This window comes from Actinomadura sp. NTSP31, assembly GCF_041951385.1.
Classification (GTDB): domain Bacteria; phylum Actinomycetota; class Actinomycetes; order Streptosporangiales; family Streptosporangiaceae; genus Spirillospora; species Spirillospora napierensis.
The window spans coordinates 29,980-44,207 of sequence record NZ_JBGNUT010000051.1; the positions used below are offsets into that span (position 1 = coordinate 29,980).

12 protein-coding genes are annotated in these 14,228 nt (G+C 72.4%); 9 read left to right on the plus strand and 3 right to left on the minus strand.

Annotated features, from left to right (window positions below; translation table 11 throughout):
- The first annotated feature begins 180 nt into the window (after positions 1-180).
- The 7 genes from ppdK (at position 181) to sigJ (ending at position 9,257) form a co-directional block, all read left to right on the plus strand.
- Positions 181-2,877: a pyruvate, phosphate dikinase gene (ppdK, locus tag ACA514_RS46285; RefSeq protein WP_375047901.1), complete on the plus strand. Its 2,697-nt coding sequence runs from the start codon at positions 181-183 to the stop codon at positions 2,875-2,877.
- Between the two features lie 125 nt (positions 2,878-3,002).
- A complete protein-coding gene (locus ACA514_RS46290) occupies positions 3,003-3,785 on the plus strand; it encodes a YdcF family protein (protein ID WP_375047902.1) in 783 nt (260 codons plus the stop codon).
- Between the two features lie 57 nt (positions 3,786-3,842).
- Positions 3,843-5,138, plus strand: coding sequence for a deoxyguanosinetriphosphate triphosphohydrolase (locus tag ACA514_RS46295; protein WP_375047903.1), 1,296 nt, complete (start codon positions 3,843-3,845; stop codon positions 5,136-5,138).
- A gap of 121 nt (positions 5,139-5,259) precedes the next feature.
- A complete protein-coding gene (locus ACA514_RS46300; protein WP_375047904.1) occupies positions 5,260-6,489 on the plus strand; it encodes an NAD(P)/FAD-dependent oxidoreductase in 1,230 nt (409 codons plus the stop codon).
- A 71-nt stretch (positions 6,490-6,560) separates the two neighbouring features.
- Positions 6,561-7,781 (plus strand): MFS transporter, encoded by a 1,221-nt coding sequence (locus tag ACA514_RS46305; protein WP_375047905.1) that lies wholly within the window; start codon positions 6,561-6,563, stop codon positions 7,779-7,781.
- Between the two features lie 149 nt (positions 7,782-7,930).
- Positions 7,931-8,383 (plus strand): GtrA family protein, encoded by a 453-nt coding sequence (locus ACA514_RS46310; protein WP_375047906.1) that lies wholly within the window; start codon positions 7,931-7,933, stop codon positions 8,381-8,383.
- 1 nt (position 8,384) lies between these two features.
- The gene (gene sigJ / locus ACA514_RS46315; protein ID WP_375047907.1) at positions 8,385-9,257 is read left to right on the plus strand and encodes an RNA polymerase sigma factor SigJ; all 873 of its coding nucleotides are present in this window, start codon (positions 8,385-8,387) and stop codon (positions 9,255-9,257) included.
- Between the two features lie 51 nt (positions 9,258-9,308).
- Here the strand turns inward: sigJ and ACA514_RS46320 are convergent, their stop codons facing one another.
- Positions 9,309-10,151: an isocitrate lyase/phosphoenolpyruvate mutase family protein gene (locus tag ACA514_RS46320; RefSeq protein WP_375047908.1), complete on the minus strand. Its 843-nt coding sequence runs from the start codon at positions 10,149-10,151 to the stop codon at positions 9,309-9,311.
- Positions 10,152-10,279: 128 nt separating this feature from the next.
- Here ACA514_RS46320 and ACA514_RS46325 point away from each other — a divergent pair, with 128 nt between their 5' ends.
- Positions 10,280-10,720 carry a carboxymuconolactone decarboxylase family protein gene (locus tag ACA514_RS46325; protein WP_375047909.1) on the plus strand — a complete coding sequence of 147 codons (441 nt, stop codon included), beginning with the start codon at positions 10,280-10,282 and terminating at the stop codon, positions 10,718-10,720.
- 92 nt (positions 10,721-10,812) lie between these two features.
- On the opposite strand, the gene ACA514_RS46330 is transcribed toward ACA514_RS46325, so the two are convergent.
- Together ACA514_RS46330 and ACA514_RS46335 are read right to left on the minus strand one after the other, a co-directional pair.
- The gene (locus ACA514_RS46330) at positions 10,813-11,682 is read right to left on the minus strand and encodes an LLM class F420-dependent oxidoreductase (protein WP_375047911.1); all 870 of its coding nucleotides are present in this window, start codon (positions 11,680-11,682) and stop codon (positions 10,813-10,815) included.
- Between the two features lie 258 nt (positions 11,683-11,940).
- On the minus strand, positions 11,941-12,147 hold the full coding sequence (locus tag ACA514_RS46335; protein WP_375047912.1) for a histidine phosphatase family protein: 207 nt from the start codon (positions 12,145-12,147) through the stop codon (positions 11,941-11,943).
- A 542-nt stretch (positions 12,148-12,689) separates the two neighbouring features.
- On the opposite strand from ACA514_RS46335, the gene ACA514_RS46340 reads away from it, so the two are divergent.
- Positions 12,690-13,928: a DUF222 domain-containing protein gene (locus ACA514_RS46340; RefSeq protein ID WP_375047913.1), complete on the plus strand. Its 1,239-nt coding sequence runs from the start codon at positions 12,690-12,692 to the stop codon at positions 13,926-13,928.
- The last annotated feature ends 300 nt before the right edge of the window (positions 13,929-14,228 follow it).

Below are 14,228 nucleotides of genomic sequence, written 5' to 3' on the forward strand. Positions count from 1 at the left end.
CTCTGAGCTGCGAAAATGATGCTCCGCGCATGGGGTGCCGGGAGACCGGGTCAGGCGCGGGTACAGTCCCGGCAAACAGGGCAGCGGACCCGCCGCCTGGGAGGACGCGACGGCGCGCGCTCCCCGGCGCGGGGGTCCGGCACTGCCACTGGGTGGAACCGGAGCGAGAAGGAGCTCCCCGTGCCGAAGTTCGTGTACGACTTCACCGAGGGAAACAAGGACCTCAAGGATCTGCTGGGCGGCAAGGGCGCCAACCTGGCCGAGATGACCAACCTCGGCCTGCCCGTGCCTCCCGGGTTCACGATCACCGCGGAGGCCTGCCGGCACTACCTTGAGCACGGGACCCTGCCCGACGGGCTGGCGGAGGAGGTCAACGCCCATCTCGCCGCCCTGGAGAAGGCGATGGGCAAGAAGCTCGGCCAGCCCGACGACCCGCTGCTGGTCAGCGTGCGCTCGGGCGCCAAGTTCAGCATGCCCGGGATGATGGAGACCGTCCTGAACGTCGGCCTCAACGACGAGTCGGTGCACGGCCTCGCCGCGCAGGCGGGCGACGAGCGGTTCGCGTGGGACTCCTACCGCCGGCTGATCCAGATGTTCGGCAAGACGGTGCTGGACGTCGACGGCGACCTGTTCGAGGACGCGATCGAGGACGTCAAGCGGGCCCGCGGCACCGACGACGACGCCGACCTCGCCGCCGACGACTTCAAGGAGCTGGTGGAGCGCTTCAAGGCGATCGTCCGCGAGCAGGCCGGGCGGGAGTTCCCGACCGACCCGCGCGAGCAGATGGACCTGGCGACCGAGGCGGTGTTCGAGTCCTGGAACGCCGACCGGGCGATCCTGTACCGCCGCCAGGAGCGCATCCCCGTCGACCTCGGCACCGCCGTCAACATCTGCTCGATGGTCTTCGGCAACATGGGGATGGACTCGGGGACGGGCGTCGCCTTCACCCGCGACCCCGCGTCCGGGCAGCAGGGCATCTACGGCGACTACCTGCAGAACGCCCAGGGCGAGGACGTCGTCGCCGGCATCCGCAACACGGTTCCGCTGAAGGACCTGGAGCGGATCGACAAGGCGTCCTACGACCGGCTCCTCGAGATCATGGAGACGCTCGAGAACCACTACCGCGACATGTGCGACATCGAGTTCACGATCGAGCGCGGGAAGCTGTGGATGCTGCAGACCCGGGTCGGCAAGCGGACCGCCGCCGCGGCGTTCCGCATCGCCTGCCAGCTGCTCGACCAGGGGCTCATCGACGTGGACGAGGCGGCCCGCCGCGTCACCGGCGACCAGCTCGCGCAGCTGATGTTCCCCCGGTTCGCGAGCAGGGTCGACGGCGTCAAGAAGATCACCAAGGGGATGAACGCCTCGCCCGGCGCCGCCGTCGGCAAGGCGGTGTTCACCTCCGCGCGGGCGGTCGAGCTGGCCGGCCGGGGCGAGGACGTGATCCTCGTCCGCCGCGAGACCAACCCCGACGACCTGTCCGGCATGGTCGCCGCGAAGGGCGTGCTCACCTCCCGCGGCGGCAAGACCTCGCACGCCGCCGTCGTCGCCCGCGGCATGGGCAAGACCTGCGTGTGCGGCGCCGAGGAGCTGGACGTCGACGTCAAGGCGAGGACGTTCACCGCGCCCGGCGGCGTCACCGTCAACGAGGGCGACGTCATCTCGATCGACGGCTCGTCCGGCGACGTCTACCTCGGCGAGGTCCCGGTCGAGGACTCCCCGGTCGTCCGGTACTTCGAGGGCGAGCTGTCCGCCGAGGACGGCGACGAGCTGGTCGTCGCGGTGAACCGCGTCATGGAGCACGCCGACGCGCGGGCGGCGATGGCGGTCCGCGCCAACGCCGACAACGCCGAGGACGCCGCGCGGGCCCGCCGGTTCGGCGCGCGGGGGATCGGGCTGTGCCGCACCGAGCACATGTTCCTCGGCGACCGGCGGCAGCTCGTCGAGGAGCTGATCCTCGCCGAGGGCGACGAGGAGCGGCAGGCGGCGCTGGACGCCCTGGAGCCGCTGCAGAAGCAGGACTTCGAGGGCATCTTCGAGGCGATGGACGGGCTGCCGGTCACCATCCGGCTCATCGACCCGCCGCTGCACGAGTTCCTCCCCGACCTCACCGAGCTGTCGGTCAGGGTGGCCCTCGCCGGCGACGGCGCGGACCCCAAGGACCGGAGACTGCTCGAAGCAGTCACCCGACTGCACGAGCAGAACCCTATGTTGGGGCTGCGCGGCGTGCGGCTCGGTTTGGTGATTCCGGGGCTGTTCGGCATGCAGGTGCGCGCGATCGCCGAGGCCGCCGCCGCCCGCAAGGCGGCCGGCGGCGACCCGCACCCGGAGATCATGATCCCGCTCGTCGGCGCGGTGCAGGAGCTGGAGGCCGTCCGCGACGAGGCGCGCGGCATTCTCGATGCGGTCGCGAAGTCCACCGGCGTCGACGTCCCGGCGCTGGTCGGCACCATGATCGAGCTGCCGCGGGCGGCGCTGACCGCCGGGCAGATCGCCGAGGCCGCCGAGTTCTTCTCCTTCGGCACCAACGACCTCACCCAGACGACGTGGGGCTTCTCCCGCGACGACGTCGAGGCGGCGTTCTTCTCCCGCTACCTGGAGCTCGGGATCTTCGGGGTGTCGCCGTTCGAGACCCTCGACCGGGAGGGCGTCGGGCGGCTCGTCCGGATCGCCGCCGAGGAGGGCCGCAAGGCGCGGCCGGGCATCAAGCTCGGCATCTGCGGCGAGCACGGCGGCGACCCCGACTCGGTGCACTTCTGCCACGAGGTCGGCCTCGACTACGTGTCCTGCTCGCCGTTCCGGGTACCGGTGGCGCGACTGGAGGCGGGCCGCGCCGCGATCGAGGCCGGCGGCGCCGGGGGCAGCGACAGCCGCTGATCCCGCCCCGGGCGGCCGGCCGTTCGCCGGCCGGCCGTCCGGAACCGGGGATGTGGGCCGCGCAACACGCCGGGCCGGCGAACCCCGGGCGCCCGCCGCACCATCTCACTAACGTGTCCAGAGCGATGACGTTGGAAGTGGAGTTGCCGGACCAGGACCCGGACGAGCCGGAGGAGACCGAGGAGCGCCCGCGCGGCCGCAAGAGGCGCGGACGGCGCCCGCGGCCGCTCTGGTTCACGATCCCGGTGACCGTCCTGTGCGGGCTGGTCGCCGTCGTCGTGCTGACCCCGCTGGCCGTCGGCGGGCGCATCTGGCACCAGGCCCGGCAGGACGAGCGGCCCCGCTCGGACGCGATCATCGTGCTCGGCGCCGCGCAGTACAACGGGGTGCCGTCGCCGACGCTGAAGTGGCGCCTCCAGCACGCCCTCGACCTCTACCGGGACAAGGTCGCGCCCGCGATCGTCACCGTCGGCGGCCGGGCGCCCGGCGACACCTACACCGAGGCCGAGTCCGGGCGCCGCTGGCTGATCGAGAAGGGCGGCGTGCCCGCGTCCAAGGTCGTCGCGGTGCCGGTCGGCCGGGACACGCTGGAGAGCATGAAGGCGGTCGGCAAGGCCTACAAGGCGCGGCACTGGACGTCCGGCGTGATCGTCACCGACCCGTGGCACGGGCTGCGGTCCAAGCGCATGGCGGAGGACAGCGGGATCACCGCGGCCGCGTCGCCGACCCGCAGCGGCCCGAGCGTGCAGACCCGCGACACCCAGTTCCACTACATCGTGCGGGAGACCGGCGCGTACCTGTCATACGTGCTGCTGGGCAAGAGCGTGAAGACGCCCAGCGAGACCATCAAGATCATCCATGGTGACCCGACCGCGACGGTGTCGCCGAGCGGCACGCCCACCCGCTGAAGTCTCCGCGCCGTTCCGCCTGCTTACTCTCCCTTTGCCCGCCTACTCTGGAAGGACATGACCCACAACCCGTCACGGACCGGACCCTCGGGAGGGTCCGCGTATTCGGCGACCGACCGGCTGCGCTGGGCGCCCGAGCCCGCCAAGCGCCGTGACCGCACGGCCTTCGAACGCGACCGGGCCCGCGTGCTGCACAGCGCCGCGCTCCGCCGGCTCGCCGCCAAGACCCAGGTCGCCTCGCCGGGCGCGGACGCCGCCGCCGACACCGTGCAGAGCCTGCGCACCCGGCTCACCCACTCGCTGGAATGCGCCCAGGTCGGCCGGGAACTCGGCAAGTCCCTCGGCTGCGACCCCGACCTGGTCGAGGCTGCCTGCCTGTCGCACGACATCGGGCACCCGCCGTTCGGGCACAACGGCGAGTCCGCGCTCGACATCGTCGCCCGCGACTGCGGCGGCTTCGAGGGCAACGCGCAGAGCCTGCGCGTGCTGACCCGGCTGGAGCCCAAGTCGTTCGCCCCGGACGGCCCGCCCCTGCACGGCCGCAGCGTCGGCCTCAACCTGACCCGCGCGGCCCTCGACGCCGCGATGAAGTACCCGTGGACGCAGCAGGACGCCGTCAACGGGAAGTTCGGCGTCTACTCCGACGACGTGGACGTCGCCCGCTGGGTGCGCGACGGCGCGCCGTCCGGCCGGACCTGCTTCGAGGCCCAGGTCATGGACTGGAGCGACGACGTCGCCTACTCCGTCCACGACCTCGAGGACGCCCTCGTCGCCGGGCACGTCGACTTCGCGCGGCTCGCCGACCCGGCCGAGCGCCGCCTCGTCGCCGTCACCGCCGCGAAGCTGTACTGCCCGGGCGCCGACCTGAACGAGCTGGAGGAGCGGTTCGCCGCGCTGCTCGCCGAGCCGTACTGGCCGGACCGCTACGACGGCACGCCGCGCAGCCTCGCCGCGCTGAAGAACCTCACCAGCACGCTGATCGGCCGGTTCTGCCTGGCCGCCGAGGCCGCCACCCGGGAAGCCCACGGCGACCGGCCGCTCACCCGGTACGCCGCGGAGCTGATCGTCCCGCGCCCGCAGCGGCTGGAGAACGCCCTGCTCAAGGGCATCACCGCGCACTACGTGTGGATCAGCCACGAGGAGGTCAGGGCCCGCCAGCGCACCCTGATCACCGAGCTGGCCGAGATGATGCTCGCCGGCGCGCCCGGCTCCCTCGACCCGGGGTTCCGCGAGGCGTTCGTGGACGCCGGCGACGACGCGGCCCGGCTGCGCGCCGTCGTCGACCAGATCGCCTCCCTCACCGACCTGTCGGCGATCGCCCGCCACCGGCTCCTCGGCGGCCGCTCGCAGTAGGGGGCCCGTCGGGAGGGCCCGCCGGGTGCGTGCATTCCGCCTCGACGCGCCGAACGATGACCCTTGTCTCATTACGGAGGCGGCTGTAGGGATAGCTACAAGTCAACTACAGGAGGTCGCCATGCCCGAGGAGACGTTCGTCATCGTCGGTGCCGGCCTTGCCGGAGCCAAGGCGGCGGAGACGCTCCGCGAGGAGGGCTTCGCGGGCCGCGTGCTGCTGATCGGCGAGGAGATCGAGCGGCCCTACGAGCGGCCGCCGCTGTCCAAGGGTTTCCTGCTGGACAAGGAGCCGCGCGACAAGGCGCACGTGCACGAGGCCGACTGGTACGACAAGCACGACGTCGAGCTGCGCGTCGGCGTCTCGGTGGACTCGGTCGACCGGGCGGCCCACGAGGTGCGGCTGTCGACCAAGGAGCCGATCGGCTACACGAAGCTGCTGCTGGCGACCGGCGCGTCCCCCCGCCGCCTGGAGGTCCCCGGCTCCAAGCTCCAGGGCATCCACTACCTGCGCACCATGGGCGACTCGGCGGAGCTGAAGCAGGCGTTCGCGCACGGCGGCCGGCGCGTCGTCGTCGCCGGGGCCGGCTGGATCGGGCTGGAGGCGGCCGCCGCCGCCCGCGCGTACGGCAACGACGTCACGCTCATCGAGCCGGAACCGGCGCCGCTGCACGCCGCGCTCGGCCCCGAACTCGGCCGCGTCTTCGCCGACCTGCACCACGAGCACGGCGTGGACGTGCGCCTCGACCAGGGCGTCGCCGGGTTCTGGGGCGCCGGGCAGGTGTCGGCCGTGGTCACCTCCGGCGGCGCCGAGGTGCCCGCGGACGTGGTCGTCGTCGGCATCGGCGTCCGGCCGAACGCGCGGCTCGCCGAGCGGGCCGGGCTGGAGGTCTCCGACGGGATCCTCGTCGACCAGTCGCTGCGCACCTCCGACCCCGATATCTACGCGGCGGGCGACGTCGCCAACGCCTACAACCCGCTGCTCGGCCGCCGGATCCGCGTCGAGCACTGGGCGAACGCGCTGAACGGCGGGCCCGCCGCCGCGCGCGCCATGCTCGGCCAGGACGTGGTGTACGACCGCGTCCCGTACTTCTTCAGCGACCAGTACGACCTCGGGATGGAGATGTCGGGCGTCGCCGCGCCGGGGGAGTACGACCAGGTCGTGTACCGGGGCGACGTCGCCGCCCGCGAGTTCGTCGCGTTCTGGCTGAACGAGGGCCGGGTCGTCGGCGGGATGAACGTCAACGTCTGGGACGTGACCGACGAGGTGCAGGCGCTGATCCGCTCCGGGCGCCCGGTCGACGCCGGGCGGCTCGCCGACCCCGGCGTGCCGCTGGCCGATCTCGCCGCCTGATCCGGGCCTCTTGATCTTTCTCACCGCCCGGCCGTATCGGGCCGGGGTGTCAGGCACGTACAGTCGGCCGGGTGGTGACGGAGGAGATCGCGGCGCCGGCGCCGGCGCGCGCCCGCCTCGCGGTGACGGTGGCGTTCGTGGCGCACGGCCTGCTCGGCGCGGCGTGGGTGGCGCGCATCCCGCAGATCAAGGAGCACCTCGGGCTGAGCGCCGGGACGATGGGCGTGGCGCTGCTCGGCGCGCCGGTCGGCGTCGTCGCCGCGGTCCGGTTCGCCGGCTGGAGCGTGCACCGCTGGGGCAGCCGCGCCACGACGATCGCCGCCGGGACCACGGGCGCGCTGGCGCTCGTCCCGCTGGGGCTGTCGTGGAACCTCGCGTCGCTGATCTGCTCGCTGGTGCTGATGGGCGGGTCGCTCGGGCTGATGGACGTGGCGATGAACGCCCAGGGCGTCGCCGTCGAGCGCGGGTACGGGCGCCCGCTGATGTCCGGCCTGCACGGTTACTACAGCATCGGCACGCTGCTGTCGGCGCTGGCCGGGTCGGCGGCGGCGCACGCGGGCGTCCCGGTGGCGGTGCACCTGACGCTCGCGGCGGTGGTGCTGGTGCTGCTGCTGGCGGTCGGCTGCCGCGACCTGTTGGATCGTTCCATCGACGTGCCGCCGGAACCGGACGACGCTCCCGGCGGTGTCCCGGGGAATGCGGACGCGCCCCCCGCGCGGCGGCGGTCCACGGCCGTCCGGGCCGCCCGGTGGCCGCTGGTCATGCTGGGCGTCATCGGGCTGTGCTCGTTCGTGGGGGAGGGCGCCATGGCCGACTGGAGCGCCATCTACCTGCGGGAGAGCCTCGGCACCGGGCCCGGCGCGGCCGGGCTCGGCTACGCCGGATGCGCGGTCGCGATGACCGCGGGCCGGCTCGCCGGCGACCGCGTCGTCGCCCGTTTCGGGCCCGTCGCCGTGCTGCGGATCGGGTCGCTGGTGGCGGCGCTCGGCCTCGCCCTCGGGCTCGCGGCGTCGGACCCGGTGGCCGCCGTGTCCGGCTTCACGGTCTTCGGGCTCGGCATCGCGGTGGTGGCGCCCGTCACGTTCAGCGCCGCCGGCAACGTCCCCGGCGTGCCGCCCGCTGCCGGGATCTCCCGGGTGACGGGCGTCGGCTACCTCGGCCTGCTCGGCGGCCCGCCCGTCATCGGATTCGTCGCCCAGGGCGTGGGACTGGCGTGGGCGCTGGCCGTCCCGGCCGGGCTCGCCGCGCTGACCGTCCTGCTGGCCCCGGCGGCGGGCACCGCCGAACGCTGACCGCCGAACGCTGACCGGCGGGCGCTGACCGGCGGGCGCGGTTCCCGGCCGGACGGGCGTCCGTGACGGGTGTGGCGTGTGGTCCGTTTCAACGGGGTTGTGACGTCGTTATATGTACCGTTCAGGTAAGGTCTGGGCGAGTGAGTACCATGCAGCGGTCGAGACCGGCGAGAACGGTCTCGTCCGCACCGGCCTACCGGGCGTTCTTCCGCGAACTGCTCAGCTTCGGCCTCGTCGGTTTCGTCGGCACCCTCATCATGATCTTCGGCGCGAACCTCATGCGCGCCCGGCTCGGCGGCAGCCCGGTGACCAGCGTCGCCGTGCCGACCGTCGTGTCCACGCTGAGCTCCTACCTGCTCAACCGCTACTGGACGTTCCGGCACCGCGACAGCGACGGCTCCGGCCGCGAGTTCGCGATCTTCTTCGCGCTGAACGGCGTCGGGCTCGCCATCCAGATCCTGTGCACCGGGTTCACGTACTACACCCTCGGCCTGCACGGCGGGGTCGCCTACAACCTGGGCCTCCTCGCGGGCGTCGTGCTCAGCTCGGCGTTCCGCTACTGGTCGTACAAGAAGTGGGTCTTCACCCCGGCGGCCGCCTGACTTGGGCCGGCTCGACGACGAATGGGCCGCGCACCGCCCCGCGGTGTTCGGCGCCGCCTACCGGATCACCGGCAGCGTCGCCGACGCCGAGGACATCGCCCAGGACGTGTGGCTGCGCGCCTCCGCCCGCGAACCCCTCGACGACGTCCGCGACCTGCGCGCCTGGCTGATCACCGTCGCCGCGCGGCGCGCCTACGACGTGCTCGGCTCCGCGCACGCCCGCCGCGTCGACTACGTCGGGCCCTGGCTGCCCGAACCGCTGCTGACCGGCCCCGACGCCGCCGAGCCCGTGCTGGTCGACGAGACCGCCGGCACCGCGATGCTGCTCGTCCTGGAGGAGCTGTCGCCGCCCGAACGGGTCGCGTTCGTCCTGCACCATGCGTTCGGCGTGCCCTACGACCGGATCGCGGAGGTGCTCGGCAGGACCCCCGCCGCCTGCCGGCAGCTCGCCTCCCGCGCCCGCCGCAAGGTCGCCGCGGCGTCCCCGCCCCGCCCCGCCCGCGCGGGGGAGCGGGAACGGGTGCTGCGCGAGTTCCGGGCCGCCTACGAGCGCGGCGACGAGGCGGCCCTGCTGGCGCTGCTCGACCCGGACGCCACCTACACCACCGACGGCGGCGGCCACGTGTTCGCCGCCCGAAAGATCATCGCGGGTGCGGGCCGGGTCGTCACCGCGCTGGTGCGGATCGCCGTCCGCAACCGGTTCACGCTCGTCCCCGCCGAGGTCAACGGGGAGACGGGGCTGCTGGTGCGTAACCGGGCGGGCCGCCTCGCCGCCGTCGACACGCTGGAGATCCGCGACGGGCGCGTCATCGCGGTCCGCCGCGTCCTCAACCCGGACAAGCTCGCCGCCGCCCGCGCGACCCTGAACTGGTGACCGTCGGCCGCGCGTCGTTCGGCTCCCTCAGCGGAAGGCCGCCCGGTATATCTAGCGGGAGGCCGCCCGGTTCATCGCCGCGTCGAGGTCCAGCGGGGACAGGCTCCCGGCGGTCGCGTCCAGAGCGCCGTCCGCGAGGAACGCCTCCGCCGCACGCTGGACGGCGGTGTAGGCCACACCGGCCAGCGCCGTCCCCACGCTGATCCGCCGTACGCCCGCCTTCGCCAACCGCGCGACCGTCGGGCCGCCCGCGAAGAACAGGCCCGCGTTCACCGGCACCGGGACGGCGGCGGTCAGCTTCTCCAGCAGGCCCAGGTCCAGCAGGCCGGGGACGAACAGGCAGGCCGCGCCCGCCGCCGCGTACACCTCCGCCCGCGCGATCACCTCGTCCAGCCGGCCCGCCGGGTCGCCGACCTGGTGGAAGAAGACATCGGTCCGCGCGTTCACCACCAGGTCGGGCGCGCCCGCGCGCGCCGCCGCCGCGCAGGCCGCGGCGATCCGCTCCGCCTGCGCGGACGGCGCGACCAGCGGGTCGCCCGCCGGGCCGGGGGAGTCCTCCAGGTTGATCCCCGCCGCGCCCGCCGCCACGACGGCCTCGACCGTGGCCGCCACGTCCTCGGGGTCCGGGCCGTAACCGCCCTCGATGTCCGCGGTCACCGGGACGTCCACCGCGTCCGCGATCCGGCCGACCGCCGCCGCCATCGCGTCGCGGCCGAGACGCTGCCCGTCCGGCCTCCCGAGCGCCCACGACACCGCCGCGCTGGACGTCGCGATCGCGGACGCCCCGGCCCGCTCGATCACCACGGCGCTGCACGCGTCCCAGGCGTTCGGCAGGAGCAGCACCCCGTCGTGGTACGACCGGAAGAGGCGGGCCTTGTCGTTGTTCGCTGTCATGCGGCCGAACCTAGGACCGCACATCGGCCCAGTGAAAGAGCCAATACAGCCCCATTCAATTGAGCCGATTCCGCCTGTCACACGGTGGGGTACCGCGTCGTCTCCCTGGTGAGGAAGGGAGAAGCATCATGCCGCGCTTGCTCATGCAGGAGGCGACCCCCGAAGTCCACCGGGGGTTCATGGACATCGCCAAGCTCATCCACCAGGGGCCGCTGGCCCGGCCGACCCAGGAGCTCATCAAGATCCGCGCCTCGCAGCTGAACGGCTGCGCGTTCTGCGTGGACCGGCACACCCGGGACTTTCGGGCGCTCGGCGAGCCCGAGGAACGCGTCCATCACCTGACGGTGTGGCGGGAATCACCGCTGTACACCGACGCCGAACGCGCCGCGCTCGCCTACACCGAGGCGGCCACTCGGCGGGAGCCCGTCACCGACGACGTGTGGGAGACGCTGCGCAAGCACTACCCGGACGACCGCGAGGTCGGCGACCTCGTCGGCCTGGTGTCGCTGATCAACGCGCTCAACCTGTTCGGCGTCCCGTTGCAGCTCCGGCCGCCGGCGCGGAACTGACCCGGCCCGGCCTCGTCCCGCCCGCGCCTCTTCAGTCGAAGGGCGCGGGCGGGCGCGGGCCGGGCGCAGCGGGCGGGGGCGGGAGCCGCTGCTCAGCGGCCAGCCGGGACGATCTTCTCCGTCTGCGTCCGCACCTCGGCCAGGACGCCGGTCAGGTCCTGCCCCGTGGCCTGCGAGAAGATCACCTGGTCGACGCCCTGCTCGGCCAGCCGCCCGACCGCGTCGACGGCCGCGCCGACCGACGGCGTGCCGTCGAGGAGGGTCAGCGAGGTCTTCTCGATCTCGGCGTAGTCGCGCCCCTCCCGCTCGCAGTGCTCACGGAGCACGTCCAGCTTGCGGGGCAGCTCGTCACTGTCGAAGATGTTGCAGGCGTCGGCGTACTTCGCGACGAACCGCAGCGTCTTCTTCTCGCCCGTGCCGCCGATCAGGATCGGCGGATGCGGCCGGCGCAGCGCCGGCGGCGAGTTCAGCGGGCGCTCCAGCGTGTAGTGCTCGCCCTCGAACGCCGACTCGTCGCCCTTCCACATCTGGTGCGCGATCCGGAGCGTCTCCTCCAGCCGCTCGAACCGCTCCGCCGTCGGCGGGAACCGCACGCCGAGGCCGCGCGACTCCTCGTCGTTCCACGCCGCGCCGATGCCCAGCCACGCCCGGCCGCCCGACAGGACGTCCAGCGTCGTCACCGTCTTCACCAGGATGCCGGGATGCCGGTACGTCACGCCGGTGACCATCGTGCCCAGCGTGATCCGCTCCGTCAGCGCCGCCGCGTACGCCAGCGCGGAGTAGGCCTCCAGCATCGGCTCGTCGGCCGGGCCGACCATGTCGATCTGGAAGAAGTGGTCCATCACCCACAGCGAGTGGAGCCCGCCCTGGTCGGCCTCCCTGGCGATCCGGGCGAACGTCGGGCCGATCTGCTCGGGGCCGCCGGGGAAGGTGAAACTCGGAACCTGGAGTCCGATGCGCATAGGAGATCCCTCGTGTCGTCGTGTCTCGCGCCAACTCTGCGACCTGGACCGCGCTCCAGGTCAAGTCCGGTCCCCGCTGCATACCCGTCCGACCCCGGCCCAGTCCCCGCCCCGCCCGCACCGGACCGCACCGGCCAGAGCCCCAGCGAGCCGCCCAACGTCAGCCCCGGCCGTCCACCAGCACCCGGAACGGGACGCGTGAGCCCCACGGACGGTGCTCGGCCGCGATCACCCTGAACGCGCTGACCGACCACCCGTTCACCACCGCGTGCCCGGTTTTCCGATAACCTCCGCCGTCCGCCATGTCTGCCTGGGCGTGCTGGCGTGGACATGATCGACCGCCTTCAGCGCATTCGCGACCGCGTTCGCCTGCACGCGCCCGCGCTCGTTCAGCGCCGCCCCGAGAAGCGTGCCGGATGCCCCCGCCGCGACATTCTCGGCCCCGGCATGCCGAAGGCACAGCACTTCAAGCCCCTTGTTCGGCGGGGATGGATGCCCGGGTTGGTTGCTTTGCTTTTGCTTTTGGTTCGTGGCGTGGGGCGTACGGAATTCTTATTGGCATGGGCCTTTGTGGGAGGAGGGGGTTTGATCAGGGGTGTTGAGGTGTTCGGCTGTTGACAGAAGGGGTGTTCGGGTGGTGGGGTGGCGCTGCGTACGGGGCCGCCTCTCAAAAGTCAAGGGCGCCTTCGGCGTCGCTTCGCGATGGACTTCGTCCACCCTTGACTTTCGAGCCTCTGCGGCCCCTAAGGCAGCGCAAACGGGCAGGCTCCGCCTGCCCCGCCCGGACGCGCCACCCCACCACCCACCCACGTACGCGTGCTCGCAAACCCCCACAAAATGGCATTCTCCGGACCCTGTAGAGGATGATCAGTATCCCGCAGGTATACCTAGCCATACCTTTCCCTGAAGCGTCGAAATAAAGCCCGGTCGAGCCAACTTTTGTCAGCCACGTAGGGTATGCTTTACCTATGCAATCAGTGACGGTCGATCTGGAGGGTGCGTCTACCATGCAATTGGTGGACGCGGTCTCGGCGATTGCTGCTGAACTCGCCCAGCGAGAAGCCCCGGAGTCGGCGGCGGCGTGTCTGGAACTCACCGAGAGCCTTGCCGCTGCCTGCGATATTCAGGAAAGCGCACTGGCCGGTTTCATTCGCCGCGTCGATGCCACCGGCGAGCAGAAGCGCTGGGGTTTCCCCTCTACCCGGGCATGGCTGCGGTCCCGGCTTGGCATGCGGGAAAACCGCACCACCGAACGCCTCATCCTCGCCCGGCAACGCCACCGCCTCCCGAAAGTCGCCGAACGCCTGGCGGCCGGGGACCTGTCCTACGGCTACGCGGCCACGGTCGCGCAGAGTGTGGCCCGCTTGGAGGACACCGACTGCGCTGAGGCCGAGACCACTCTGCTGGGCTTGGTCGACCAAGGCTTCTCGGCGGCGAAGGTGGGGGTGTTCGGCCGCCGCATCTGCGACGTCATCGCCGAACGCGACGGCACCGAGACCGCACCCGGCGAGGACGCCAAGCGCGGCTACGCCAAATCCTGGATCACCAGCACCGGTTCCCTGGACGGCGGCCGCTACATCAAAGGCTGGTTGAACGCCGAGGACGCCGCCATCTGGGACGGGACGCTCGCCCCTTTGGCCAAGCCGGCCGGGCCTGACGACCACCGCGACGTCGGCGAACGCACCGCCGCCGCCCTGTCCAGCGTCCTGTCCGGCGGGCACAAGGCCACCAAGGTCACCGTCATCTGCGACCTGGAGACACTGACCGGCGGCAACGCCCCCGCCCGCCTCACCGACGGCACCCCGATCCCCGCCGCCCAAGCCCGCCGCATCGCCCTCACCGCAGGCGTCTCACCGCTGATCCTCGGGCGGGGGCACACGCCCTTGTACCTGGGGTATCGGGAGCGGTTCGCCAGCGCGGCCCAACGGCAGGTGCTGGAGACGCTGTATCCGAGCTGCGCGGTGCGGGAATGCGAGATTCCCGGGACGTTGTGCGAGGTCGACCACGTCAACGGCTGGGCCCTCGGACACTCACCCACCGACATCGATCAGCTCGCGCTGACCTGCGGATGGCACAACCGCTTCAAACACACCAGCCCAGATCAGATCGGGATCAGCAAAGATCCCGACGGGCGATACATCTACCGGCTGCTCCCACCGCCGAGCGCCCGATCAAGATCCCGGACCGGTAGCGGGCCACCGGGCACGATCGGCCCACCCGACACCACCGCCAACTGGGCCGCGTAACCCACCCCACCCTCACGCCATCGGTTCGCCCGAATCCATCTCGGATCTCGGGCGAACCGGCATGCCCGCACCGCCCCCGACACTCCGCCGCTCCGCCGCTCCACCGGACGCCCGCAGCCGCAGCCCCACCGTTGCCCCGTCAGCCGCTCGGCGTTCTGCCCGTCCGTCTCTTGGTCCGCTGGTTCGGGGGCGGTGGGGTGGCGCGACCGGGCGGGGCAGGCGGAGCCTGCCCCTTAAGCGCTGCCTCAGGGGCCGCAGAGGCTCCAAAGTCAAGGGTGGACGAAGTCCATCGCGAAGCGA

Coding starts and splice junctions, on each gene's coding strand:
- ACA514_RS46290 (WP_375047902.1), top strand. CDS start 3,003: ATGACGTTGGAAGTGGAGTTGCCGGACCAGGACCCGGACGAGCCGGAG.
- ACA514_RS46295 (WP_375047903.1), top strand. CDS start 3,843: ATGACCCACAACCCGTCACGGACCGGACCCTCGGGAGGGTCCGCGTAT.
- ACA514_RS46300 (WP_375047904.1), top strand. CDS start 5,260: ATGCCCGAGGAGACGTTCGTCATCGTCGGTGCCGGCCTTGCCGGAGCC.
- ACA514_RS46310 (WP_375047906.1), top strand. CDS start 7,931: ATGCAGCGGTCGAGACCGGCGAGAACGGTCTCGTCCGCACCGGCCTAC.
- ACA514_RS46320 (WP_375047908.1), bottom strand. CDS start 10,151: ATGACAGCGAACAACGACAAGGCCCGCCTCTTCCGGTCGTACCACGAC.
- ACA514_RS46325 (WP_375047909.1), top strand. CDS start 10,280: ATGCCGCGCTTGCTCATGCAGGAGGCGACCCCCGAAGTCCACCGGGGG.
- ACA514_RS46330 (WP_375047911.1), bottom strand. CDS start 11,682: ATGCGCATCGGACTCCAGGTTCCGAGTTTCACCTTCCCCGGCGGCCCC.
- ACA514_RS46340 (WP_375047913.1), top strand. CDS start 12,690: ATGCAATTGGTGGACGCGGTCTCGGCGATTGCTGCTGAACTCGCCCAG.